Here is a 22,330-nt window from a genome sequence, read left to right as displayed (position 1 = left end):
CCGCTACCCCTTCGCTCGGCGCCGGTGGGCGCGGGCCAGGCGGAACGCCCAACGTGACACAGCCGAAACCTCCTTTACATCGCCCAAATCGGTGCTCTCTGTCACGTCGAGGTAACAACCAGCGATCATGCGCTGGTCGGGCGTGCGCGGTTCCGCCCTCCGGACTACCTCGCTGTTCCACATCAGGCAAGATGCGAAACTTCTCGCGTGGCGAAGGTGATCGAGATCAACGACCCTGCCGATCCCCGGCTGGACGACTTCCGCGACCTGTCGACGGCCGATCGCAGGCCGGACCGGCCGGGAGGACGTGGTCTCGTCATCGCCGAGGGCGTCGTGGTGGTGGAACGCCTGCTGGCCTCGCCCTATCCGGTGCGCGGCCTGCTCGGGGTGCGGCGCCGGATCGAGGCGCTCGACCTGTCTGACCTGGACGTTCCCGCCTACGTGACGTCGGCGGAGGTCATGGCGACGGTCGTCGGGTTTCACCTGAACCGGGGAGTGCTCGCGGCCGCCGACCGCGCGCCCGCGGTGTCGTTCGAGGAGCTCGCGGACCGGTCCCAGCGGCTCGCGGTCCTGGAGGGCGTCGGAGACCACGAGAACCTGGGCTCGATCTTCCGCAACGCCGCGGCGCTGGGCGTGGACGGCGTCGTGCTGGGCCCCGGCTGCAGCGACCCGCTGTATCGACGCAGTGTCCGGGTGTCGATGGGCCACGTCCTGCGCGTGCCGTTCGCTAGCACGGATCAGTGGCCCGCGGCGCTGAACATGTTGCGGCACAAGGGGTTCACAGTTGCCGCACTGACGCCGCGGGCCTCCGCGCTGCATCTGGCGGACGCGGGTCTGCGCGGCCGTCGGGTAGCGGTGCTGCTGGGGTCCGAAGGTCCGGGGCTCACCGAGGAGGCGATCTCCGCGGCAGACCTGGCCGTGCGGATTCCCATGTCGTCCGGGGTGGACTCGCTGAACGTGGCCACCGCCGGTGCGGTGGCCTTCTACGCCCTGCTTTAGAGCAGCGTGAGGATCAGCGCGAGCCAGGCGACGAGGACGCCGGTGACGACGCCGTAGGCGACCCAGCGCCACACCGGCACCTTGCGGCCCAGCCACACGCTCGGCGCGAGCCCGCCGACGACCAGCACGTTCGCGATGAGCGCGAGCCACCTGCTGGTCTCGCCGAGGCCCAGCGACAGCGACACCACGGTCACCGTGACGATCGCCGCGGTGATGAAGCTGACCGCGAGCCCCGTGCCCCACGGCGTCGGCTCGGGTTCCTCGGCCTCGGTCTGCGCGGGAGCCGCCTTGGCCGGCGCTTCCGGGGCCTCGACGCTGACGAGTTCACCGCTCACCGGGTCGGTGTAGGTGATCGGGGCGTTCATGGCCGCCGCGAGTCTGCCTGCCAGCTGCTTGCCCCGTCGCGCGACCAGCGCGCTGGCCACGCCGTCGGCGGGTGTCTCGGTGCGCACGACGGCGTCGGCCACCTTGGCCCACTCGTGCAGCGCTTCGGCGAGGTCCGCGCCGAGCGGCAGGCTGTGCGGGTCGACCTCGCGCTCACCGGACTCGTCCTCCCCGGCGAGCACGGCGCGGCCGTCCCGGACTCGCAACTCCACGAACCCTCCTACGGTCTTCCGGAGTCTCGCCGCAGAACCTATCGGACGGCTCAGGGCCGCAGTGCCTCCGTTGCTCGCGCGAAGTAGTCGAACAACGTCCGGCGCTCCTCTTCGCTGTACCCCGCGAAGATGTCGCCGAGCTTCTCCCTCGCGGGCGCCAGGGCCTCTGCCAACGGCGCGGGTTCGGCCAGCAGTTCGACGATCACCTTGCGCCGGTCGTCCGGCGACGGGGTGCGCCGCACGAACCCCGCCTCCTCCAGGCGGTCGATCAGGCGGGTCGTCGGACCGGTCGTCAGCCCCGTCTGCGCGGAGAGCTCACCCGGCGTCATCGGGCCGTTGAGGTCGAGCAGGTTCAGCGCGTACAGGTCCGTGCCGCCCAGACCGCACGACCGTGCGGCGTGCAGCCCGTGCAGAACCATCGCGCCGACATAGCGCCGGTAGACCTCGCTCGCGTCTGTTGACATCCCACCGCCTCGTTCGTAATCTCTTCCTCAACGAAGAGACTTCTTGAAGGAAGAGACTTCTCTGACGAAGAGAACTTAGCAAGGGGGAACCATGAGTGACGAAGCAGGCGTCCTGGCGTTGTTCGCGAAGCTCGCCGAGGCGTGGAACAGGGGCGACGGAGCGGCGTACGGGCAGTGCTTCACCGACGACGCGACCTACGTGGCGTGGGTCGGCACTATCTACCGCGGCGCCGCGGACATCGGGAGGTCGCACCAGGTCCTGTTCGACACCTTCCTCAAGGACACGAAGCTCACCACCGAGGGCGCCGTCGACGTGCGGTTCTACGGCGAGGACACGGCGGTGCTGACCACCCGCGGTGACGTCGGGAAGAAGCCGAGCAAGGGCGCCAAGGTGCAGACGTTCACGCTCGTCCGGCAGAACGGCGAGTGGAAGATCGCGGCGTTCCAGAACACCAAGCGCCACTCGCTGCTGGAGAGGATCTCGTTCAGGTTCCAGCCCGGCATCCGACCCGCCGCCTGAGTTCGTGAGGTCGCGTTCGCGCCAGATCCCCATTGGCGCGAACGCGACCACAGGCCTAGGCGAGCGAGTCGCGCCAGGCCGTGTGCAGAGCCGCGAACCGGCCCCGCTCACCGATCAGCTCCTCGGGGGAGCCGTCTTCCACCACAATGCCACCATCCAGCACCAGAACGCGGTCCGCGATCAGGACCGTGGACAGGCGGTGGGCGATGATGAACGCCGTCCGGTCGGCCAGCACTGTCTCCAGCGCGGCCTGCACGGCGCGTTCGGTGGGCACGTCCAGCGATGATGTTGCCTCATCCAGGACCAGTACCGCCGGATCCGCCAGGAAGGCGCGCGCGAAAGCGACCATCTGCCGCTGGCCTGCCGACAAACGGCCGCCCCGCTTGCGGACGTCCGTGTCGTAGCCGTCGGGCAGCGCGGCGATGAACTCGTGCGCACCCACCTCGGCGGCCGCGGCCTCGATCTCCGCCCGCGTGGCCGTCGGCTTGCCCAGCGCGATGTTGTCCGCCACCGAGCCGGAGAACAGGAAGTTCTCCTGGGTGACCATCACGACGGCCCGGCGCAGGTCCGGATCCGCCACGGAACGCAGGTCGATCCCGTCGAGCTGGACCGAACCGGACGACGGGTCGTAGAACCGCGACACCAGCTTGGCCAGCGTGGTCTTGCCGGCACCGGTCGCGCCGACCAGCGCCACGGTCTGACCCGCCGGCACGTCCAGCGAGAAGCGCGGGAGCACCTGCCGGGACGTTCCGGGGTAGGAGAACTCGACCTCGGCGAACCGGATGGCGCCCCGAGCGTGCGGCAGAGCCACCGGCGAGGCCGGTTCCGGCACCGACGGCTCCTCCTCCAGGACGCCGGAGATCTTCTCCAGCGCGGCCGTGGCCGAGGAGTAGGCGTTCGCGAACATCGCCAGCTCGTCGTACATTGCTGATTGACAAACAGTGTTTGGCCTGGTCATCCTCGGTGCATGGTCAACGTACTACTGGGGGAACGGGTCTCCCGCGACAAGGGCGACAAGACCGACTCGATCGAGCGGCAGCACGAGAAGCACATGGCGCGTGTCGCGGAACGCCGCGCCGCAGGTGAAGTCATCAACATCGTTGGCGTCGCCGAGGACCGGTCCGTGTCCGGTGACATCGACTTCTTCGATAGGCCGGAGTTGGGCGAGTGGCTGACGGATGAGCGTCGAGGCTCTTGGGACGAGCTGTGGATGACCACCCAGGACCGCCTGAGCCGTAACGACATGCACGTGATGGCCTTCATCCACAAGATGCTTGAGTGGGACAAGGTTCTTGTCCTACTTGACGACCCAACTCTAGACATGCACACGCCCGAAGGGCGAGCGATTATTCACGTGAAGTCGATCGGCCCAGCTCGGGAACTGGAACGAATTAGAACCCGCATCCGGGACAGCATCGCCAAGCGGAAGTACACTGAGGCCTGGGTCGGCGGAATCCCGCCGTGGTGCTACACGACAGACTGGGGCGTAGTCGCCGGAAAGAAGCGCCGTATCCGTGTTCTTGACGAGTACTCCGTTCTTCTCGCGCACGACCTTCGGAATAGGTTGATCGACGACGAAGATGTCACATTCAAGGACCTCGCTTGGTTGCTCAATGATCGTGGTGAATTGACCCCGAAAGACCTTTGGCGATCACGTCAAATTCCACCGGAGCCCATCAAGGGTGAGAAATGGCACGGCCACGGAATTAAGCAGCATCTGACTTCCCTGACGCTCCTCGGTTATAAGATGGAGACCGATCCTGAAGACCGATGGAAGCGGCGGCCGGTTGCCGACAAGGACGGCAAGTGGCTTCGGGTTGCCGACCCGGTTTTCACTGACCATGAGTGGGAAACGCTCCAGAGTGCAATCAAGGAGCGGGAAGGTAAGAAGGGGGTCAAGAAGCAGAAGTCACCAATGCTTGGAGTCGTATTCTGCGGCAAATGTAATAGGTCTGCGTATCAGATTAAGAACACGGTTCTTCGAGATCCGCAATTCGACAACGAGGGGCTGGTTGTCGTCGGTGCCAATGAGGAGTTGATTCTCGGCGAGGACGGCGCCGTGGCAAAGGTTGCGAAGACGTATCGGTACTACCGATGCAATGCTCAGCCGAAAGGCTGTCAGGGCGTGGGCATGGTTGCAGACGATGTCGAATCGCTGGTTGAGCAGACCTTTCTGGAACGTGAGGGCGATCAACAGATCAAGACCCGCGAATGGCAGGAGGGGTCGGACAATGAGAAGGAATTGAAGGACCTCGAACGTCGGATCGAGCGTCTTCGTGAGGATCGCGAGAACGGTGCGTTTGACAACGATCCGAAATACTACGCTGCGAAACTCAACGAATACACGATGCGGAAGAACCAGCTCGAAGGCGAGCCGAAGATCAAGTCTGGTTGGAAGTACTCCGATACAGGTGTGACGTTCCGTCAGGCCTGGGTGGGGCTTTCGGTCGATGAGAAGCGGCGTCTCCTGCTTCGTCGTGGTGTGCGCTTCACGATCCACGATCGAAGCACATGGGAGACGTTCATCCCTGATGATTGGCCCGACGCGGCGTGACTTCGCAGACGTGACCAGGCCACTTCTCGACAACAGAGTCTGTATACGACGAGAACCCCTCCCGAATCCGGGAGGGTTCTCTGCCATTAGCGCCCGTGGCGATTCTCAAGGTGGCGCAATGTGCCCATCTGGTACGTCTCATGCACGAGTGCGACCGGTCGGCCGTCTGCTGGCGTGGTGGTGCCGATGATGATGGCCTCGTGGCGGAACAGCGGGCGGTCTGCCTTGTACCGCAGGGCGTCCTCGTGGCGGGCGACGTAGCGGCGGACGGTGGCGTTGCTCTGGGTCTCCCAGGCGGGCGGCAGGACGGCGAGGAGGTGCGTTGCGCCGAGGGTGCGTCTGGTGGGTGCGAGGGGCTTGATGACGGTTCCGAACGGGGTGTTGTCGGCGAGGTCGGTGAGCTGGCGGCGCATGGGCTCGGTGAGCCTGCTCGGGACGTACCAGTTCTCAGCCTTGCTCATGAGGACGTCGCCGCACCGTAGTTCGACGCGGCGGTAGTTCACGGGCTCGTCGGGGCCGATGCCGAGCTGTGCGCGCTGGTCCGCTGTCGGGGGTGCCGACGCGTTGGAGTCGCGGTGTGCGGTGATGACGGCGGAGCTGGCGAGCTGGTGTTCGCGGCACCAGGCGGCGAGGGTTTCGGTTGCGCTGGAGGCGGTGAGCAATCGGATATTGAGGTTGCCGGCTGCGGAGTTGAGGCGGATCGCGCGGTCGACGAGGTTGTCAGGGACGGCGAATGGGAGCAGAAGTGCGCCGATGAGGAGACCGACGATCGCGGCGGTGATCAGCGGTAGCGCTCCCGTCTTGAGCTTGTTCAATCTTCTCCTTGGTGCGTAACAGAAAAAGGCCCCCACCGAGTGGTGGGGGCCTTGTCGTGTTTCTGGGTCAGCGCAGGAACGCGGCGCTGTCGCGGTCACCGAAGTTGCGCGCGGCGAGGCTCTTGAGCACCGTGTAGAGCGCGGTGCCCAGGCCGAGGCCGAGGGCCTGCTTGAAGTCGATGGTGAAGAGGTCGACGGCGTTCGCGCCGAGGGCGGCGAGTACGCCACCAGCGAAGGCGCTGACGGTGCGCTCACCGAGGTCCTTGAGGTAAGCGAGAGAGAAGATGGTGTGTCCTTTCGTGTTGGCGCGCTGTGCGCGCGGTGGTGGTGCCTGTGTTCAGGCGAGTGCGAACCAGAACTGTTGGTTGGATCTGGTCCAGCTCGAATCGGTGATGTTCAGCGAGCCGGGAAGCGGCAACGCCTGGCCTGATTTCCAGACGCTGTAAGGGGTTTCGCTGATCAAGATCTGCGCGCCGGTTCCCACTGCGGTAGAGGAGAACTTCGGGCTCGTGGTGAACCCTGTGCAGAGGAAGCCGACCGCCACGTAGGACCCCTTGGTGATGCTGATGTTGCTCAGTCCGGCGTGTTTCACGCCCGCGCTGGCGACCCACGATGCTCCGGAGACCGTGGCTCTTTCGGTGAGGTTCGCCAGGGTCGTGCCGGTGTACAGCTTGAGATCGAAGGTGCCGCTGCCCGCTGCTGCTGCGGGGATGCAGAAGCGCAGATCGGTGGCGGTGAAGGTTTTCGTTGATCGAGTGGCCGCGATGGTGAGGTAGCCGTTGCTGACCGGCTCAGCCCACCAGCACTCGCTTCGTGGCCTGGACGCGATGGTGTCGCCGTAGAGGGCGGTGTCGTCCGCGCACGTGTTCGGTACCGCGTCCGCGGGCGGACTGGCCTTGAGCGCGTCGATCTCGGCGTAGATCGTGCCGTTGGTTCCCCGCGTTCCTTGGTTTGCTTCCAGCGCGCTCAGACGCGCGTTCGCAGGCGCAGCCGCGGTGACAGGGCCGAGGCGGGCGTCGAGGTCGCGGACGTTGTCGACAACGTTGTTGTACTCGGTGCTCTTCGCGATCCGGTCTCGGACCGCGTATTCCATCGGCTTGATGGCCAAGGTCGTTGTTAGCTCCAAATCAGGGTCGTGTCCCACCTGCTGAAGGCGGGCGAGTCCCACAGGCCGGTGCGCGGCGGGAGGATGGTTTCGACGGTGAGCGTGTCCGCCAGGCCGTCGTCGACGGACCATTCGCGGCGGATGCCCTGGATCTGCACATCAATCTGGGCTCCGTAGCCCTGGTCATCGCTGATCCTCAAGGTGTCGCCGAGCTGCAAGCGCGGGTCTCCGGCGATGGTGATGGCGTCCGTGAACGGGATGGGCCGTGACGTCTTCGCAAGCAGCCGGGTAATCAGGCCCGTGGCGTTGTAGGGCGGTTGAATCCAGTTGCCGGCCAGCCGCAGGTTCCGCCCGCCGTAGCGGTTGACCGATGTGGCATCGGAGTACTCGGTGGTGCGTCTGCCGTTGTCGTAGATCTTCGTGCCGTACACGCGGAGCGCTGGTTGGTTGGTGCCGTTGGCGACGAGCCGGGCGTCTTCGCCGTAGCCGTTGAAGATCCCGGCGATGATGTTGCCCTCGAAGTCGAAGTTCCAGAGGATGTCGACGCCGTCCACGGCGCCGTCGTTTTCTTGCCAGCGCCCGTTTCCGCCCGTGTTCCAGAACTGGACGATGTAGGCGTGTTCGGCGAAGTCGCCCCACACGATGTAGCGCGTCCCGTACTTCGGGTCGATCTGGGTGTTGTCGGGGTTGGTCGTCGCCCGCCATACGTAGCCGGGGTCGGGGCAGACCACGTCATCGAAGGAGAACTGGTAGCGCCGCGCTTCTCCGCGCGGGATGAAGAACTCGTCGACGCTGTGCGCCTCGAAGATCCGTCCGGCGCCCGCGATCTTGCGTGTGGTCTCGATGCTGTAGATGTTGCGGATCGAGTCCACCGTGTGTTCCAGCTTCAACCCGGTCACTTCGTCGAGCGTCAGCTTCCGGACGATCTGCTTTGCCTTGGTGTCCAAGGTGTCCCGGTTGAGGAAGCGGAAGACACCGCTTTCGTCCCAGTACGCCGCGCCCATCTCCGCGGACGCCACATCGGCGATGACTTCCCACGCGTCGTCGCTGTGCCGGGCTGGCATGTGGGAAAGGCGGTTGAGGCTGCGGTCGAGCACCGCCGTGTACTTCGCGGGCTGTCCTGCCCAGCCCAGGAAGTTGCTCGGGGGTTTGCCCCTTTCGTTGAGGGCGTTGCTGACCGCGATGTCGCTCATCGAGACGGCGGGGTTGACGTGCACCAGGCCGGTGAGCGGGTGGTCGTAGTTGAGGAAGTCGATTTTGGTTCCGACTACGGACCAGTCCGTTCCGCTACGGGCGGAGCCGGCCTGCATATAGGCGGAGACGCCGCGGTCGGCGAATGGGTCCCAGACGACGGTGATCCGCGGGTTCGGCTCGTCGGGGATCGTGAGCGCCGGTCCGGGCCAGTACTGCTCGAACGGATGGTTCTTGTTCGGCTTGTGTGCGAAGGTCGTCCAGACTTTGCCTTGCTGCCCGATCGACACGAAGATCTCGTAGGAGGCCCCGAGGCAGATGTAGATGATGTCGTTCCACCGCTCGAACTTCTTGTAGCGGTCCCATTCCGGGCCGCTGGTGTTGAGCGTGAACGACACGACCGTGCGGCCGTTGGGGTGCGTCAGGGTTCGTTCGCCGTACCAGTACTTGTAGAACGTGTCCGGCAGTACCCGGAACGATTGCTGTTTGGGCGAGCCGGCGGGGGCCGCCGGATGCAGTGGTGCGTCCGCGGAGTACAGCTCTCCGGCGTCGTCCTTGGGCAGCGTCCAGGCGTTGAAGTTGTCGAGCCAGCCGATCGTGGGCAAGTACGAGCCGTTGCCGGTGATCCACAGTTGGGTGTTCTCACGGATTCCGTCACCGGGTTTCCAGCGAGCGACGCCCATGTCTTCGCGGCGGGTGGGCCGCCACGGTGTCGGGGAAACTCCGGCGTGCCGAAGGCAGTGGTCGATCACCCACTGCCCGTCCGCGTGCTGGATCTTCTCGGAGCCGCGCACCTGCCAGAACTCCGACAGCGCCCAACGAGGAAACCTCACCGGTACACGAAGCAGTTCGACACGATCGAGCGCGGACAGCCGTGCTTCGCCGGGGCCGCGGTCGGTGACAATCGATCTGATCGTCCCTACGAACTGGTCGTACCAGACGGTCCCGATCACAGTGTCGATGCCGAGCCGGTACCGAAGCTCTGCACCGACCAAGTCCCACTGGAAGAGCTGGGAGCGGCCGTTGTAGGGGCTGAGAATCCAGTCGAGTTGCTGCCCGCCGAACTCTCCTTGCAGATCGACATCCAGCTCCGCGGCTCCCGCGCCTTCCACGAGGGACAGTTCCTCGGGCAAGCCGCCTTTGAAGGCGCGATCGGTGACGACCTTGGTCACGAACGGGCTGAGGTCCGACAGCGGGTGCTGGTACTTGCCGTCCCGTGCCCAGTCGACCCTGAGGTCCACTCGGAAGTAGCGCTCGGTCGCGGTGATCGCCGCGTCTGCCGCGCTGCCGCCGTGGGTCTGCAAGTTCTTAGGCCTCCGTCAACGTCATGGACACGGTCGAGATGGGGTAGATCGGGGACACGTGGGTGAGTGAGTCGACGGTCACCGTGGGGGCGCCTCCGCCGGGCTCCCAGACGCCCGGCTCGACGCCGGGCACGATTTGCGGTGCGGCGACGCTCAATGTGTTGGCGTCCATGCCCCGCAGGAACAGCTCGACCGTGACCGCGTCCGCGGGCACCGTGCTGGTGATCGTCAGCCGGGTCCACTCACCGGGGACCGGTGTTTCTGTGAAGACCGGGGCTAGGGCGGAGTTGTCGAGCTGGTAGTGCCGAAAGCCCAGGCGTACCGAGCTGGTGACGCCGGGCAGGCTGCGCACGTACACCGAGCCGGTGATGGTCTCGCCGGGGAGCACGGCGGTGCGGCGGGTGGTGTCGAACAGCAGTTGACTCTGCTCCGGCCGGTTGGACCACACCAGGTGATCGACCCCGAGCGGCACAGGGAACCCGGCGCCGCGTTCGGTGAGGCCCGCCGTGGCGGTAACGCCGCCGTAGCGCGTGCCGACCACCCGCATGGCCGCGGCCTCGCTGCTCAACCGGTTGCGCCGCAATGGGTCCAGCAACCGAACGGGTCCGGGAATGAGCCTGGTGCGCAGTGCTTCCAGGTGCATCCACTCGTCGGGTTCCAGCGCGGAGAACTCGAACTCGTAGCTCATGCGCACGCCCGTGACGTCGATCGTGCGGGCGCCGGAGAGGCCTTGCCGGATGCCCCCGTAAAGGACGGGGGTCATCCGGATTCCAGGGTCAGGGACCGGTAGCCGGCGAAGCGCGCCGAGTGCGCCGATGTACCACTCGGTGTTGTCCACGTCAGCGCCTCGCATTCATCCTGTTCGTCTTGTTCACCATTCGCGCGACGCCTGCCGCGTCGATCTGCACCGACCAGCCGGACAGGGCTTCGGCGACCTCACGGCCGACTCCGCCGAATTCGTCCGAGCTGATGTGTCCCTGCCATTCGGCATTCGCGGCGAGGTTGGACGCGGACATGAGCCCGTCCACTGCTTTGACCGCGACCGGTGTCCGGTCCTCGATCGCTTTCGCCCAGTCGTCGACGAGCGCACGGCCGGAGAAAGTGGTGTAGCCTTTACCGCTGAACGCGCCGGCTTTTGCCGGAGAGAACGGGAAGTAGCTACGGAGGACGGACATGAGGTTGGCGCCCGCGTTACGCACGGCGCCGATCATCGACCGGATTCCGTCGATGAACCCCTGGATCAACCGGCGCCCGGAATCCCACAGCAATCCGCCGAGATTTCCGAGGCTGTTGAGGATCTGGCCTGGAATCGTCTGGAAAACGCCGATGAACAGGTTGATTCCGGCCCAGGCGATGCCCACGAGTGCGTTCAGGGCGCCCGATGCGATCTGCTTCGCGCCCTCGAAGGCGCGCGACCAGTTGCCGGTGAAGATGCCCGCGAAGACCTCGATCACGCCCTGGATGGCCTCGATGGCACCGACGATGATCAAGCGCAGGCCTGGCCAGGTGGACTTGGCCACGTCGAGGACCACGCCGAAGACGCGAAGCAGCTCGACGAGCGCCCCACTGGTGAACCGGCCGAACTCGGCCGTCAGCGCCGACGTCATGTCGATCAAGAAAACGAGCGCCGCAACCAAAAACTGGACGACGAAAACGAGCGGCGGAAACGCCACCTTCGCCAAATCCAGCACCAGCGGCAGAAGTGGGCGAAGAATATCGAGCAGTGCGGTCAATCCGACCGTCACCAGCTCGTTCAGGCTCGGCAACAGTGGAATGACCGCCACGAGAATCTGACTCAGATAGTCACTCAGCAGATCCAGGTGCGGACTCAGCTGGGTGAACAGGTCGAGCAGCGCATTTCCGACGCTCGTTCCGAGCGTCACAAAAAATTCTGTGATCTTCGGAAGATGCGGTTGGATCGCCTTCAGTCCAGCGAGAAGGACGCCGTTCACGATTTTCGCCAAGGCGACGAGAACCTGAAGCGCGCCCTGTGCTGCGCCGGTCGCCAATTCACCAAAAGAATCAGCGAGCAGCAGCAGGGAGGGCTGTAGCTCGGTTACGATTTTTCCGATGCCGGCAAGCTCGGCACCGGCCAATTTCGAGGTGAATGCCGAGATCGCGGTGAACACGGGCATCAAGGCGGTCAGCAGCGACGTCAAGCCCTTGATCAGCACGGCGAGGGGGCCGCCGAGCAGGGCCGCGGATTCCAGACCCGCGGCGAACAGCTCGTTGAACGCGGAGCCGACCGCGCCGACGACCTGACCCAGGCCGCGCAGCGCCGCGTCGAGCACACCGGTTCGCGCCGCGGCGTTGACGATGTCGTTGAACTGCCGCGCCCACTCACCGAGCCCGGCGGCGAGGCTGCCGAACCGGTTGGAGCCGATCTCCGCCAGGGTTAGGAACGCGGTCGTGAACCGGGAGACGAACGGCACCAGCTCGACGAAGAACGTCTTGGTGTTGGCCAGAATCGTGTTGATCTGCCGCATTCCGTCCGCGGACGTGACGACGTCCACGAAGGACCTCGCGACCGTGGAGATTCCCTCTGCGACACCGACCATTCCGGCCCGGATGCCGGGCAGCAGCACGTTCGCGATCCGCTGAAAGACCGGAGTCAGGTCACGGGCGAACGCGGCGGAGATCGAGGCCTTCAGCGCGTCCACAGCCGGGGCTGCGACCTGCGCGGCCTTCTTGAGCCCGTCCATGCCGAGCGCGACAACGGCGATGCCCGTGCCGAGCAGGGCGACCGCGGACGGCAACGCCGCGATGGCCGCGGCGACCAGACCGACCACGGGCGCGATGAGCGCTAGGACCGCGAGGACAATCCAGCCGGTCCGGCCCAAGCCGGCCAGCGTGGAGCCGAACGAGCTGACAGCCTTTCCAGCCTTGCCGAACAGCTTCCCGAGCCCGGACAGCGTCGAGGAAATGCCCTTGCCCAGGCCCCGGATTCCGGCGTCGAATCCCTTGCCGATGCCGCGGGCGATCGAGCGGCCGAGTTCGGCGCCCGAGCGGGCCGCCTCGACCAAGCGGGAACCGAGCCGACGCACGCCGCTGACGACGTCGGAGAGCTTGATGTTGCGCAGCCGGTTGAACCCGCGTTCCAACGCGCCCAGCGCGCTGTAGGCGTGGAACACCGCGCCGTAGAACTTGTCCGCCCAGAAACTCCGGTCACCCAGCCGCTTGAGGTTCGCGCCCAGGCCCTTGATGCCGGAACCGAGCCGCTTCACCGCGGTCTCGGCGTTACCCAGAAGCGTGTAGTAGCGGAACATCGCGCCGTACATGCGCTCGGTCCACTTCGCGCTGTCACCCAACCAGCGGGCGAGCGAGATAGCGAGGTCCCGCGCGATCAGCACCCCACGTGGAATCCGCTGTGCGGCAAGCGATACCGCCGCGATCGTCTGAGAGAGCCGCTGCCAGGCGTTGCGGGCGTTGTCCGCGCTGACCGCCGCGCGGACCATCTGCACGACCCACACGGCGGTCTGCGCGACCACGGCCGCCATCGCCTTGCGCATCTCGATCACGCGCTCGGTCGCGCGCTGCACCGAGCGGGCCGCGTTGTCGAACGAGCGACCGAGTGCGACCAGCGGTGCGCCGAGGTTGCGCAGCAGCCGCGTCATCGCGGTCACGCGGCGCCCGAGCTGGTTCACGCCGGAGGTGTTGAGCTTGACGTCGAGTTCGACGTCTTTTGCTTCCAGCCGCTTGCGCAGCGCGGCCATCTCGGCTTCGGCGCGCGTGGGGTCAAGCTCCACCGGGAGCTTGATCTTGTACTTCTTCTCGATCTCTTCGAGCTTGGGCTTGAGCAGGTCGCCGGTCTCGGAGGTATCCGGAACAACGTCAACGGATACCTTGCCCACGCTGCGCTGCGCGCCGGGTCCCTTGCTCACTGGTGCGGTTCCTCCTCGGGAGTGCGGGCGGCCTTGGCTCGGGCGACCATCGCGGCGAATGCCCCGGTCTTCTTGCGGGTGGTTTTCGCCGGGCGCGGCACCGGCTCGGGTGCTTTCGGGCGGCGTGTCGAGTTCGCCGACACGAAGGCGTAGGTGTTCTGAGTGACGGCGTCGACAAGCAACGCGGCCAGGTACCGATCAGGTCCCCAGCCGCGGAACTGCTCCCCGCCGCGCATTCCCGCGGCAGTGCGGGACTCGACGGGCAGCTGCCGGATCAACGCCAGGAGTTGACGCGGGGAGAATCCCGAGCCGGCACGCAGTGCCGACACGAGATTGACGCCGTAGTACTGCAAAAGATCCGCGAAGACGCTCTCGCCGTGCTGCTCGATCAGGACGGCGAGGCTGTGGCTTCCCCCGGCTGGGTACGCTCCGCCCAGCGTTCCAGCAGCTTCATGTTGACCAGCAGGTCAGAACCGATCGCCTTGAGCAGCCGGGCGCCGCGCTTGTCGTCGGTGACGGTGGACAGGACGAACTGGCACGCGGCGAGCGTGGCGTCTTCCTGTTCCTCGGACTCGTCGGTGTCGTTGAGCGCTTCCAGTTCCTTGAGCCGGGCGATCACGGCCTGGCGTTCCTTCTTGTTGCAGCGCAGCAGATTGCGCAGCACGAACCGTTCGCCGCCCGCCTCGAACGCGACGGGAGCGAACTCGTTCTCCAGCTCCTCGTGCAGCGATTCGAGCGTGAAGACCTCAGACACTAAGCAGAACACCCTTTCAGTGGCACACAACAGGAAACGCGATCAGCCGGACTGCGCGGGCGGCGCCGGAGCGGGGTTGACTCCGGTGTCGTCGCTGATCCACTCGTAGAGGTCGCCAGGACCCTTGAGGAAGGTGGCGCGGATCGGGAGCGCGGCGAAGTTCTCCGTGTCCATCGAGATCGCGGCGTCACGGCGGATGCTGGTCTTCGCGGCGTGGAACCCGACCCGGACCCCACCGTCCACGATGATGATCAACAGGGCCTTCTCGATCGGACGGCCCGCGTTGTCCGGCACGGCGAACACTCCGGCCGTTGAGCCGGGGTTGGTGACGCTGTAGTAGAGACCCAGCGCCAGGCGGTCGAACTGCAAAAGCTGGACGGTCACATAGTCGGCAGGGACCTCGGTGACCACCTCGCGCAGCGCCGCGCGCTGCCACGAGCCGCGGATCTCGGTCGATCCGCCGTCGTAGCCGAACTCGGGCAGCTCGTCGTCCGCGGTGTGGCCGACCGATTCCCAGCCCTGCATGGTGCCGATCTCGGGATCGAAGGCCTTGACCTGGGCCGGTGTCGGCCGCGCGGTGCCGGGGTCGGCGACGAAAACAAATCCTCGGGAGGCTGTGATGACAGCCTGGTCGTTCAGTGCCAAATTGGGGTAGTCCTCAAAGTCGTGCGGGGCGAAGCCCGAGTTGAATCAAGCCCTGAATGCGCCAGGTGTCGTCCCACGGGCTGTCGAACTGCGTCGGCCCCATCGACTCTTTCCACGAACTCAAGTGCCCGTAGCGAGTCACGGTCTGGTGCTGCACCGCGGACCACAGCGCATGCCGCGCGTCGAGGTACAGATCCTCAGCAGCGACAAGGCCTTCGTCGTGATAGACGGTGAGTTCGAGGGTGGCGCGATCCAGCCAATCGGGATGGCGGCCGAAGCCGCCCAGGCGCCGGACGTTGATGTAGGGAAAGACGCGGTGATCGACATCGGCACCCCAGGAACTCACTTGAACGCCGGGAAGTGCCTGCCGCAGAAGGAGAAGGACGACGTCCTGAAGCCGTGAGATCCGGCGGGACGCCACGCGAATGCCTTCCTGTTTCTAGATGAGCCCGGCGGCGCGGTGAATGATGTAGAGGCCCTTGGCGAACACGACCTCGTCCGCTTCGGACAGGTCGACGAAGTGGCCGTACTCGATCGACACCGCGGCCTCGTCCACCAGGGACACGGATGAGTCGGTGTCACGGTGCTCCACCTCGATCTCGGCCTTGCCCGTCTTGCGGTGCGAAGCGAGATCGGCCTTGGCCTTGGCCGCGATCGTCTCGGCGGCGGTCTTCACCGCCTGGCGCACGCCGGGAAGATGCGCGATGGTGTCGGCGATGTCGTAGTAGATCTCGGCCAATCAGGTTCTCCTGATGACGTATTCGACGTGAGCGGTAGCCGGTGAGCCGTTGTAGATCCGGGCGTCACCGATCACCGACCACCAGGCCCCGCGCCACCGCACGCGCGCCTGCGCTCCGAGAATGAATGGGAACGAGCGAGGCAACCGCATCCGATAGCCGGACTCGGTCTCGAAACCCTCGTTGTCCTGTTCGGAACGCCGGGCGCTGGTGCCGGACTGTGCGAGAAGCTGAATGGTTGCCCTGGTGGTCACACCGGTGGTTCCGGCCTTGGTGATGGTGTTGCCGTCGCGATCGGTGGTGACGATTTCCTGGTACACCACAACGGTGTCCCGTCCGCGGTCCAAGAGACTCAGCCCCGCCACCCCTCGAACTCCGAGCGTCCCGGCGGAAGCCGGAACGGATCGAACGCCGGACGCAGAAGCGGGCGGATGACGTAGGCACCGCGGCGGATTCCCAGCAGCGACCACTCGTCGGCCAGAATCTCTAGCCGGCCGGACGCGACTTGCTCCGACAATGTGTAGGAGTACGAGCCGTCCGTCTCGGAGGCGAACCCAGAGGGGTTGCGCACCAGCCGAAGCACGGCTTCGGCCTCGATCATGCGCACGGTCATCACGTCGAGCCGACCGGAGGTGATCCGCGCGTCCAGATCGGGAATCCGGCTGCGGATCAGCAACTCCGCGTCGTTCAACCTGGTGTTGACGATCCGTGCTTCCTGGTCGTCCAGCTCACGGCCCAGCCGGTCCTCGACATCGTCGACGGTGGCGTAGGCCATGCGATCACGCCTCGTTCACGTCAGCCGTCGCCGACTTCGGCGGACGGCCTCGCCTGCGTGGCTGCTGTGACAGAGGCAGCGCGGGCTGCTCGTCAACCGCCTCGTCCTCGTCAGCCTGTACAGGCTCGTCGAGGTAGAGGTAACCGTTGGCGTACAGCCGTTCCGCCTTGCGAGCACTGACCAAGACGTAGACGCCGGTCGGCGACTCCATGCGAATCTGCAAAGTGAGTTCCCCCAAACAACGCACCGACGCGTGAGCGTCGGTGCTGTGCGAAACTGATGCTGTGCGCCCCATCGCGGACCTCCAGTCCACGTGGAGTTGGCGCGAAAGACGTCAGAGCCTCTACTCCAGCTCTGCTCAGACGCGAAATTCGCTGCTGTGCAAGGAAAAATTTGACCCTGCGGTGCCCGCGATCCACAATTGCGTTCATGCCCACCGGCCCGACTGTGCTGAAGCTGAACCACCTGATCGTCGGAGCGGAACCGAATCCTGAATTCGGCATCTCCAGGCGCTACATCTACGGCGACTGGATCGCGTACACCTCAAGCGATCAGCCGTTTACCCGCTTCACCGGCAGTGCCAATTGGACCTTCGAGGAGGTGAGCCGGGCCTGTGACGGGTGGCTTGAATCAACAGAATTTCAGCGATCTAGCGAGTGGGATCGGGACCTGTCGGGCGAGTACAAGTGCCGTATCAAGCGACGGCCGGAGATCAATACGTCCTGACGTGGCCAGATCTCCGGCCGATCCACCAAACTGCTGCTATGCGGCAACGGGCGTGGGCGGCGCCTGCTTGAATGCCACGAACGCGTCGGGCTCACCGAGAATCCAGCCCATCGTCACCTCGATCAGCAACGCGACCTGGTTGGTCTGCCAGAGGTTCACGGTGTTGCCCGCGCCATCCGTCAGCGTCGCCTGATCGGAGACCTTGACCCGGATTTCGTCGGCGAAGCCGTAGCGCAGCTTGGAGAAGTCGCCGCCGATGACCTTGATGCCGGAGTTGGTCGCGGCGCCGAGGTCTCCGGCGACAGCGCGGCCGTACTCGGAACGGATTCCGAGGATGTTGCCGGACTGCGCGTTGAGGTTGATCTCCGCCGGGTTGACCAGGTTGCCGTTCACATCACGCTCAGCACCATCACGGATGAGCCGAGCGCGGAAACGCGGGTCGACGGCCCACGCGGTGAAATCCTCGTCCTCGACGACGATCTCGTAGCCGGTCAGCAGCGACTCGTACACCGACGCGCGCCGGTCCGCCGGAAGCGTCACGACGTTCGGGGTGTTCGCGAGGACGTTGCTGGCCTCGATGCCCAGCAGCGGAGCACCGTTGATCGGCTGCTTTCCGTGGAACACAGCCAAGTCCACACCGCGGCCGATCGCGAAAGCGAGGTCGCCCTGCATCTTGGTGTAGAGCCCCAGCGGGTTCTTGCGCACGAACTCATCCGACGCGGTGACGATCGTCGCCAACTTGATCGGAGCGAACGTCTTGGTGTCCCACGCCGAACCGGACACCGGCTTGCGGTAACCCTCTCGGTCCTGGTTTCGGGTACCGACACCGACCTGACCGACCTCGGGCCGCGCGGTGGTGACGGGAATGCTCGTCTCGCCGTAGTCGACCTCGATGGGCGTACCCATGCGCATGACAAGCGAAGTTTCCTGCGCCTTCTCAAAAATCGGCCCCACGAGCGTCGGCGGAAGAAGATCGTCCGGCACATAAGCCAGACGTCCCTGGTGCCGCGCGGGGGTGTTCGGCGCAAGCTCATTTTCAAAAGCCAAAGCGGTGCAACGTCCTTATCTGTGAAGCTGACTGCGAATGAATGCGCCGAACGCCTCCGCGGGCGAGGCAGCCACGTCCTCGCGGCCGAGACCCTGCGAGTGGTCCACCGGCCGTTCCGGCTGCTGCGTGCCGATCACGCCGAACATCGCCTTGACCTTCTCCGCGTGATCGCGCAGCTCGTCCTCGTCGCTGCCCTTGAGCAGCGCGGCGAACTCCACAGCGGACTCACCGGGAATCCCGGCGTCCAAAGCGATCCGCAGACGCGACAACGCGAGCCGGGTTTCCCCCAGCTCCAACGCGATGTCGTCCTTGTCCGCGGTGAGCGCGGAAATGCGCTCCTCGAACTCCGCGGTGACCTCCGCGCGAGCGGTCTCGCCCGCTTCGCGGGCCGCGATCCGATACCGGGCGGCCTGGTCGTTGGCGGTGGTGATGGCGTCTCGTGCCCACTGCGGAAGCGCCTGCACGTCCTGCTCGACAGCAGGAGCCTGGTCGCCGTTCAGCGTGGTGTCGGACAAAGGAAATGCCTCCAGGGCAACAAAAAGAGCGCCCACCAGGGGCGCTCACAGAAACGGGAAAGAGGGGTTGCCAGCTAGGCCGCGGCGGCGAACCGCTCGAAATCCACGCGGCCGTTGTCGACCTCGCGGCGCAGGGCGTTGAGCGCGTCGCGGCCCCGCTTGCCCTTGGTCGTGGACTTCCACAACTGCAACGCTGCTGCGGCCTGGTCGCGGCCCGGCCAGTTCCGCGTGTCGAAAATCGGCACGACCAAACAGTCACAGCCGGTGTGCCAGCGGTGCATCAGTTCGAGCATCGCCGCTTCGGCGCGCTCACGCTCGGAATCGGTGTCGGCGTGCTCGATCTGCCGCCACAGCTCGACCGCCGTGGTCGTGTCGGTCTGCAAACCGGCCGCCCGTTGCGAGCGGTACCGGTGACTTCGGACCAGGCCGCGGGAGATCATCATCAGGCAGAACGCGCAGGTTTCCCTGCCGGTCGCGATCCGCGCCCACCCGACCGTTTTCGGGTCGTTCTCGACCGCGCGCAGCACCGTGCGGCGCGAGCCGGCAACCGCCTCCTTGGAAACGCGGTGCGCCACATCGGTCAGCACCGTATCCGTGACGCCCTCGCGGGCCACCGTGTCTTCTACCGGCTGCATCGCCTCGTCGAACCACTCCGGGTCATAGCCCGGCAGATCGATATCACGACGTTCACCGCCGTGGCGTTCGCGTTCTGCGTCGTAGTAGCGGCGGCCCAGCTCCGCGGACTCCCGCCGGGCCTGCTCGACCGCGGGATACAGCGTGGCAAGAATCGACCGCCACACCCCCGGCAGGATCACCAAGCCCCGGAACGGGAACAGCACCCGCAACACCAACGCGACCAGCGCGGCCACGATCAGCCGCTGCTCTTCGGCGTACTGGCTCGGGGTCACGCCGCCTCCGCCGCAGGTTCACGAGCCGGAAGCCGAGGACCGGAGAGCAGGGCATTGAGTTGCGCGGTCGGGTTCTGGTTGTCCCAGTCGCGCATCTGGCGCCGCTGCTCCGCGCTGTAACCCAGATCGATTCGCGCCTGCTCCAGCGGAATCACACCCATGCCGGCTGCGTAGAGCTTGCCAACCGCATCCGCCTTCGCCGAGTACGTAGGAGTCGACGGATCACGCCAGATCGTTTCCATCCGGTAGGCGTTCTTCGGAATCGCCTGGTCCATGATCAGCATGGCCACGCGCATCACCTCTTCCCACGCCGACCCGAACATCCGCGCCTTGCGCTCGGACTTCTTCACCAACCTGGATTCGCTGCTGCGGATCGCTTCCGCGGACGCAGGATTGTCGGACTGGAAGCTCAAATACTGTGGCGGCAAACCTGTGTACGACGCCACGTGCTTCGCCAACTCGCCCAAGGCCTCGACGAAGTTGCGCAACTCCGCGGCCTGGAACTGTTCCGCGCGCCCGGCCTCGTTCTCGAACGCCAAGATCCGCGCGTAGTACGCCTCCAAGACCGCGCCAGGGTTCTCCGGGTTCGCGGCGAACTCATCTTGTGCGACACCGAACAGCAACCGCTGCGGCACCGCCATGAGTTCCGCGGTCGCCTGGAGATTCATCATGATTCTCGCCGCCGCGTCCGTCATCGACCTGACCTCGGGCGTGATCTCCGAGCGGCCGACCCGGTCCGAGAGCCGTTCCCGGTTGATGATCGGAATCACCGGCACGACACCGAGCTGGTGCCGCACCCGCGACTCGATCCGCCACCGCGCGGCACCGGACCTGCGGACGAAGTAAATCGTCTCGTTCGGCAGGTACAGCGTCGCCGCGTCCTGCGTCGGGTCCAGCTCGTCCACATACAGCCGAAGTGCGCGGCGCACCTTGCGGGTACGCGGGTCGATGTCGGCGACCATGCTGGTCGGTGACTCGACGCGGATCACCGGCATGTCCGGGTCGTCGAGCTTGCCCGGCGCGGAGATCGTCACATAAGAGACGCCGTGAATCAGCGCTTCCAGATGCGCCAGGCTCGACTCCACGTCGAGGTTGTTCGCCTGCCACCACGACCACAACCGCTCGTCGGTGTAGGACTCCCCAGCGAGCCGGAAACCCTCGACGTCCAAGCGCTCTTCCAGCGCGTCCACATACACACGGGGCCAGCCGATCGCGGATACCAGCATCCGCATCTCCGGCGGAGTGCCGACACCGATCGCTTTCAGCCGGTGCTCGGACTCGTAATACGCGGAGTTCTCATCGTGTGCCGGCTTCGCCAGGGACAGGCGGTTAGAGAGCGCGTCGACGTGTCTTTCCAGTACGTCGGCTATTTCAAGATCACCACCTTGCGTCCCCTGCCCTTCTTGCTCATCAAAAAGTCCATGCGTGCCGCGTAGGCGAGCACCGCGCACACCGCGGCGTCGATCTTGCGATCGCTGTCCTTGGTGACCTTGCCGATCGACACGCCGTGCTGGTTCGGGCGACGGTGCGCGTTGAGGATGTGCTGCCGCAGAATCGGCGACCCGTCGTGCACGACCTCGCCTTCCAGCACCGCGTCAAGAAAACGCTCAGCGTCGAGCGTGAAACCCTTGACGTTGCTGCGCATGTCGTAACCGACCGCGTGTTTCGGTGTCGCCTTGACCTTCAGCCTGCGACCGAACTTCACCGCCCACTGATCGACGTAGCTCTCGAACTCGCGCACATCGGCGCGCATCGCCACCACGTCGTAGCGGCCGAACATCCACTCGACCGTGCGGGCCACGTCCTCGCGCGGGATCTCGCCGCCGTAGCGGTCCGGATTCCACGCCCGAACAAGGAACAAGGCGCCATCCTCGACCCGGCACGCCACCAGGGCGGTCCAGTCGCGGCCCTTGCTGCCGTCGAACCCGAGCGTGATCCGATCCTGCCGCGAAAGCGGCCGAAGACCAGGGTCGTGGCAGAAATCCCACTCGTACGGCGCGATCCAGCTGTCCTCACTCGCGAGGACCTGGTTCAAGAACTTGCGACGCGACTCCGTGATCGGGTTACGGATGTCCAGAATGGACGCGATCAGCGTCTCGATATCGAGCCATACGGCGTCCCCGCGGGCGATCTCCAACCCGGCGCGCAACTGCGCGACTCCGGCCTCGAACCCCTCGGGGTCGGTGTCCGGCGGCGGGATCTCGGAGACCGGCGTGTCCGCCGGGGCCTCGATCGAGTCGTACAACAGGCCGGTGTCGATCGCCTGGCCGGCAAGCACTTTCTGGAATGCGTCCCAGTCGCGTTCCGCGTCGGACTCCAGGCCCGGCACGTGCGCGTTGCAAATGCTCAGCACGCGACAGCCGCCGTAGGCGGCCTTGTCCACGTTTCCGGCGATCACACCGGCCATCGCGTGACCGTTGTTCGCCTCAACCCACCACTGGGTCTCGTTCTTGATCACCATCGTCGGGCGCTTGCCTTCCAAGGCAAACGGCGACGCGGTGACCGCCTCGATCTGCCCGCCCGCGCGGGTGTAGATCACCGTCTTGTTGACGTCGAGGCCATAGTCCTCACGCAACTCCCGGCTGATCATCGCCGGGAACAGCGACATCGTGTTCTTCGTCTGGTCGAGGCTGACCGCGGCAACCTGCACCCAGGCCGCGGAACGCGTCTTGCCGACCGGCTCACCGTCAACACCGAAGTGCGAGAACTCCACCGGCCCGCACAACTCGACGAGCGCCAGGCACGCGGCGATCGGGTCCTTGCCCCAGCCCTTGAGCCTGCGCAACACCGCCT

The 22,330-nt window shown here is 65.6% G+C and carries 26 protein-coding genes; 4 read left to right on the top strand and 22 right to left on the bottom strand.

All coding sequences use genetic code 11. The features are described 5' to 3' along the window. Window positions 1-207 precede the first annotated feature (207 nt). Entirely contained in the window at window positions 208-999 is a 792-nt protein-coding gene (locus IEZ09_RS21405) for a TrmH family RNA methyltransferase (protein WP_189255504.1), read from the top strand. Here the strand turns inward: IEZ09_RS21405 and IEZ09_RS21400 are convergent. Both IEZ09_RS21400 and IEZ09_RS21395 read right to left on the bottom strand, forming a co-directional pair. Then, window positions 996-1,595: a DUF2537 domain-containing protein gene (locus IEZ09_RS21400; RefSeq protein WP_189255503.1), complete on the bottom strand. Its 600-nt coding sequence runs from the start codon at window positions 1,593-1,595 to the stop codon at window positions 996-998. The genes IEZ09_RS21405 and IEZ09_RS21400 overlap by 4 nt on opposite strands. Window positions 1,596-1,645: 50 nt before the next feature. Then, window positions 1,646-2,059 carry a MarR family winged helix-turn-helix transcriptional regulator gene (locus IEZ09_RS21395; RefSeq protein ID WP_189255502.1) on the bottom strand — a complete coding sequence of 138 codons (414 nt, stop codon included), beginning with the start codon at window positions 2,057-2,059 and terminating at the stop codon, window positions 1,646-1,648. Between the two features lie 91 nt (window positions 2,060-2,150). Here IEZ09_RS21395 and IEZ09_RS21390 point away from each other — a divergent pair, with 91 nt between their 5' ends. Next, complete coding sequence (locus IEZ09_RS21390; RefSeq protein ID WP_189255501.1) at window positions 2,151-2,579, top strand: SgcJ/EcaC family oxidoreductase; 429 nt, start codon at window positions 2,151-2,153, stop codon at window positions 2,577-2,579. Between the two features lie 55 nt (window positions 2,580-2,634). Here IEZ09_RS21390 and IEZ09_RS21385 read toward each other — a convergent pair whose 3' ends face one another. Then, window positions 2,635-3,504, bottom strand: coding sequence for an ABC transporter ATP-binding protein (locus IEZ09_RS21385; protein WP_229812805.1), 870 nt, complete (start codon window positions 3,502-3,504; stop codon window positions 2,635-2,637). A 42-nt stretch (window positions 3,505-3,546) separates the two neighbouring features. On the opposite strand from IEZ09_RS21385, the gene IEZ09_RS21380 reads away from it, so the two are divergent. Then, a complete protein-coding gene (locus IEZ09_RS21380; protein ID WP_189255500.1) occupies window positions 3,547-5,133 on the top strand; it encodes a recombinase family protein in 1,587 nt (528 codons plus the stop codon). 86 nt (window positions 5,134-5,219) lie between these two features. Here the strand turns inward: IEZ09_RS21380 and IEZ09_RS21375 are convergent, their stop codons facing one another. From IEZ09_RS21375 to IEZ09_RS21310, 14 genes are all read right to left on the bottom strand, one after another. Next, entirely contained in the window at window positions 5,220-5,948 is a 729-nt protein-coding gene (locus IEZ09_RS21375) for a hypothetical protein (protein ID WP_189255499.1), read from the bottom strand. Between the two features lie 67 nt (window positions 5,949-6,015). Continuing rightward, complete coding sequence (locus IEZ09_RS47940; RefSeq protein WP_189255588.1) at window positions 6,016-6,234, bottom strand: holin; 219 nt, start codon at window positions 6,232-6,234, stop codon at window positions 6,016-6,018. 51 nt (window positions 6,235-6,285) lie between these two features. After that, window positions 6,286-7,056 (bottom strand): hypothetical protein, encoded by a 771-nt coding sequence (locus tag IEZ09_RS21365; protein ID WP_189255498.1) that lies wholly within the window; start codon window positions 7,054-7,056, stop codon window positions 6,286-6,288. Between the two features lie 8 nt (window positions 7,057-7,064). Further along, window positions 7,065-9,548 (bottom strand): hypothetical protein, encoded by a 2,484-nt coding sequence (locus tag IEZ09_RS21360; RefSeq protein ID WP_189255497.1) that lies wholly within the window; start codon window positions 9,546-9,548, stop codon window positions 7,065-7,067. A gap of 4 nt (window positions 9,549-9,552) precedes the next feature. Continuing rightward, window positions 9,553-10,311 carry a hypothetical protein gene (locus tag IEZ09_RS21355; protein ID WP_189255496.1) on the bottom strand — a complete coding sequence of 253 codons (759 nt, stop codon included), beginning with the start codon at window positions 10,309-10,311 and terminating at the stop codon, window positions 9,553-9,555. Window positions 10,312-10,387: 76 nt separating this feature from the next. After that, a complete protein-coding gene (locus tag IEZ09_RS21350) occupies window positions 10,388-13,429 on the bottom strand; it encodes a phage tail protein (RefSeq protein WP_189255495.1) in 3,042 nt (1,013 codons plus the stop codon). Next, window positions 13,426-13,758, bottom strand: coding sequence for a hypothetical protein (locus IEZ09_RS21345; protein ID WP_189255494.1), 333 nt, complete (start codon window positions 13,756-13,758; stop codon window positions 13,426-13,428). Before IEZ09_RS21345 ends, IEZ09_RS21350 begins: the two co-directional genes overlap by 4 nt. 59 nt (window positions 13,759-13,817) lie before the next feature. Then, window positions 13,818-14,183 (bottom strand): phage tail assembly protein, encoded by a 366-nt coding sequence (locus IEZ09_RS21340; RefSeq protein ID WP_189255493.1) that lies wholly within the window; start codon window positions 14,181-14,183, stop codon window positions 13,818-13,820. Window positions 14,184-14,225: 42 nt separating this feature from the next. Continuing rightward, window positions 14,226-14,828, bottom strand: coding sequence for a phage tail tube protein (locus IEZ09_RS21335; RefSeq protein ID WP_189255492.1), 603 nt, complete (start codon window positions 14,826-14,828; stop codon window positions 14,226-14,228). 13 nt (window positions 14,829-14,841) lie between these two features. Beyond that, window positions 14,842-15,174, bottom strand: a complete 333-nt coding sequence (locus tag IEZ09_RS48290; protein ID WP_502255046.1) for a phage tail termination protein — start codon at window positions 15,172-15,174, stop codon at window positions 14,842-14,844. 93 nt (window positions 15,175-15,267) lie between these two features. Continuing rightward, window positions 15,268-15,567 (bottom strand): DUF5403 family protein, encoded by a 300-nt coding sequence (locus IEZ09_RS21325; RefSeq protein ID WP_189255490.1) that lies wholly within the window; start codon window positions 15,565-15,567, stop codon window positions 15,268-15,270. After that, window positions 15,568-15,912, bottom strand: coding sequence for a hypothetical protein (locus IEZ09_RS21320; protein WP_229812804.1), 345 nt, complete (start codon window positions 15,910-15,912; stop codon window positions 15,568-15,570). Between the two features lie 5 nt (window positions 15,913-15,917). Then, window positions 15,918-16,340 (bottom strand): Gp19/Gp15/Gp42 family protein, encoded by a 423-nt coding sequence (locus tag IEZ09_RS21315; protein ID WP_189255489.1) that lies wholly within the window; start codon window positions 16,338-16,340, stop codon window positions 15,918-15,920. 4 nt (window positions 16,341-16,344) lie between these two features. Beyond that, window positions 16,345-16,563 carry a hypothetical protein gene (locus tag IEZ09_RS21310; RefSeq protein ID WP_189255488.1) on the bottom strand — a complete coding sequence of 73 codons (219 nt, stop codon included), beginning with the start codon at window positions 16,561-16,563 and terminating at the stop codon, window positions 16,345-16,347. Between the two features lie 206 nt (window positions 16,564-16,769). Here IEZ09_RS21310 and IEZ09_RS21305 point away from each other — a divergent pair, with 206 nt between their 5' ends. After that, the gene (locus tag IEZ09_RS21305; RefSeq protein WP_189255487.1) at window positions 16,770-17,066 is read left to right on the top strand and encodes a hypothetical protein; all 297 of its coding nucleotides are present in this window, start codon (window positions 16,770-16,772) and stop codon (window positions 17,064-17,066) included. Window positions 17,067-17,102: 36 nt separating this feature from the next. On the opposite strand, the gene IEZ09_RS21300 is transcribed toward IEZ09_RS21305, so the two are convergent. The 5 genes from IEZ09_RS21300 to IEZ09_RS21280 form a co-directional block, all read right to left on the bottom strand. After that, window positions 17,103-18,050 carry a phage major capsid protein gene (locus tag IEZ09_RS21300; RefSeq protein ID WP_268247638.1) on the bottom strand — a complete coding sequence of 316 codons (948 nt, stop codon included), beginning with the start codon at window positions 18,048-18,050 and terminating at the stop codon, window positions 17,103-17,105. 78 nt (window positions 18,051-18,128) lie between these two features. Then, on the bottom strand, window positions 18,129-18,629 hold the full coding sequence (locus tag IEZ09_RS21295) for a hypothetical protein (protein WP_189255485.1): 501 nt from the start codon (window positions 18,627-18,629) through the stop codon (window positions 18,129-18,131). Window positions 18,630-18,703: 74 nt separating this feature from the next. Continuing rightward, entirely contained in the window at window positions 18,704-19,498 is a 795-nt protein-coding gene (locus IEZ09_RS21290) for a VG15 protein (RefSeq protein ID WP_189255484.1), read from the bottom strand. 35 nt (window positions 19,499-19,533) lie between these two features. After that, window positions 19,534-20,988 (bottom strand): phage portal protein, encoded by a 1,455-nt coding sequence (locus IEZ09_RS21285; protein WP_229812802.1) that lies wholly within the window; start codon window positions 20,986-20,988, stop codon window positions 19,534-19,536. Further along, window positions 20,904-22,325 (bottom strand): terminase large subunit domain-containing protein, encoded by a 1,422-nt coding sequence (locus tag IEZ09_RS21280; RefSeq protein ID WP_229812801.1) that lies wholly within the window; start codon window positions 22,323-22,325, stop codon window positions 20,904-20,906. Before IEZ09_RS21280 ends, IEZ09_RS21285 begins: the two co-directional genes overlap by 85 nt. Between the last annotated feature and the right edge of the window lie 5 nt (window positions 22,326-22,330).

The organism is Lentzea flava, from assembly GCF_014648475.1.
Lineage (GTDB): Bacteria > Actinomycetota > Actinomycetes > Mycobacteriales > Pseudonocardiaceae > Lentzea > Lentzea flava.
Note: the sequence above shows the minus strand (reverse complement) of the source record. Positions and strands in the feature narration are given on the sequence as shown.

Excerpts from the sequence above, each read along its gene's own strand:
- IEZ09_RS21395 (WP_189255502.1), bottom strand. The coding sequence starts at position 2,059 with ATGTCAACAGACGCGAGCGAGGTCTACCGGCGCTATGTCGGCGCGATG.
- IEZ09_RS21390 (WP_189255501.1), top strand. The coding sequence starts at position 2,151 with ATGAGTGACGAAGCAGGCGTCCTGGCGTTGTTCGCGAAGCTCGCCGAG.
- IEZ09_RS21385 (WP_229812805.1), bottom strand. The coding sequence starts at position 3,504 with ATGTACGACGAGCTGGCGATGTTCGCGAACGCCTACTCCTCGGCCACG.
- IEZ09_RS21380 (WP_189255500.1), top strand. The coding sequence starts at position 3,547 with ATGGTCAACGTACTACTGGGGGAACGGGTCTCCCGCGACAAGGGCGAC.
- IEZ09_RS21355 (WP_189255496.1), bottom strand. The coding sequence starts at position 10,311 with ATGACCCCCGTCCTTTACGGGGGCATCCGGCAAGGCCTCTCCGGCGCC.
- IEZ09_RS21315 (WP_189255489.1), bottom strand. The coding sequence starts at position 16,340 with ATGGCCTACGCCACCGTCGACGATGTCGAGGACCGGCTGGGCCGTGAG.
- IEZ09_RS21305 (WP_189255487.1), top strand. The coding sequence starts at position 16,770 with ATGCCCACCGGCCCGACTGTGCTGAAGCTGAACCACCTGATCGTCGGA.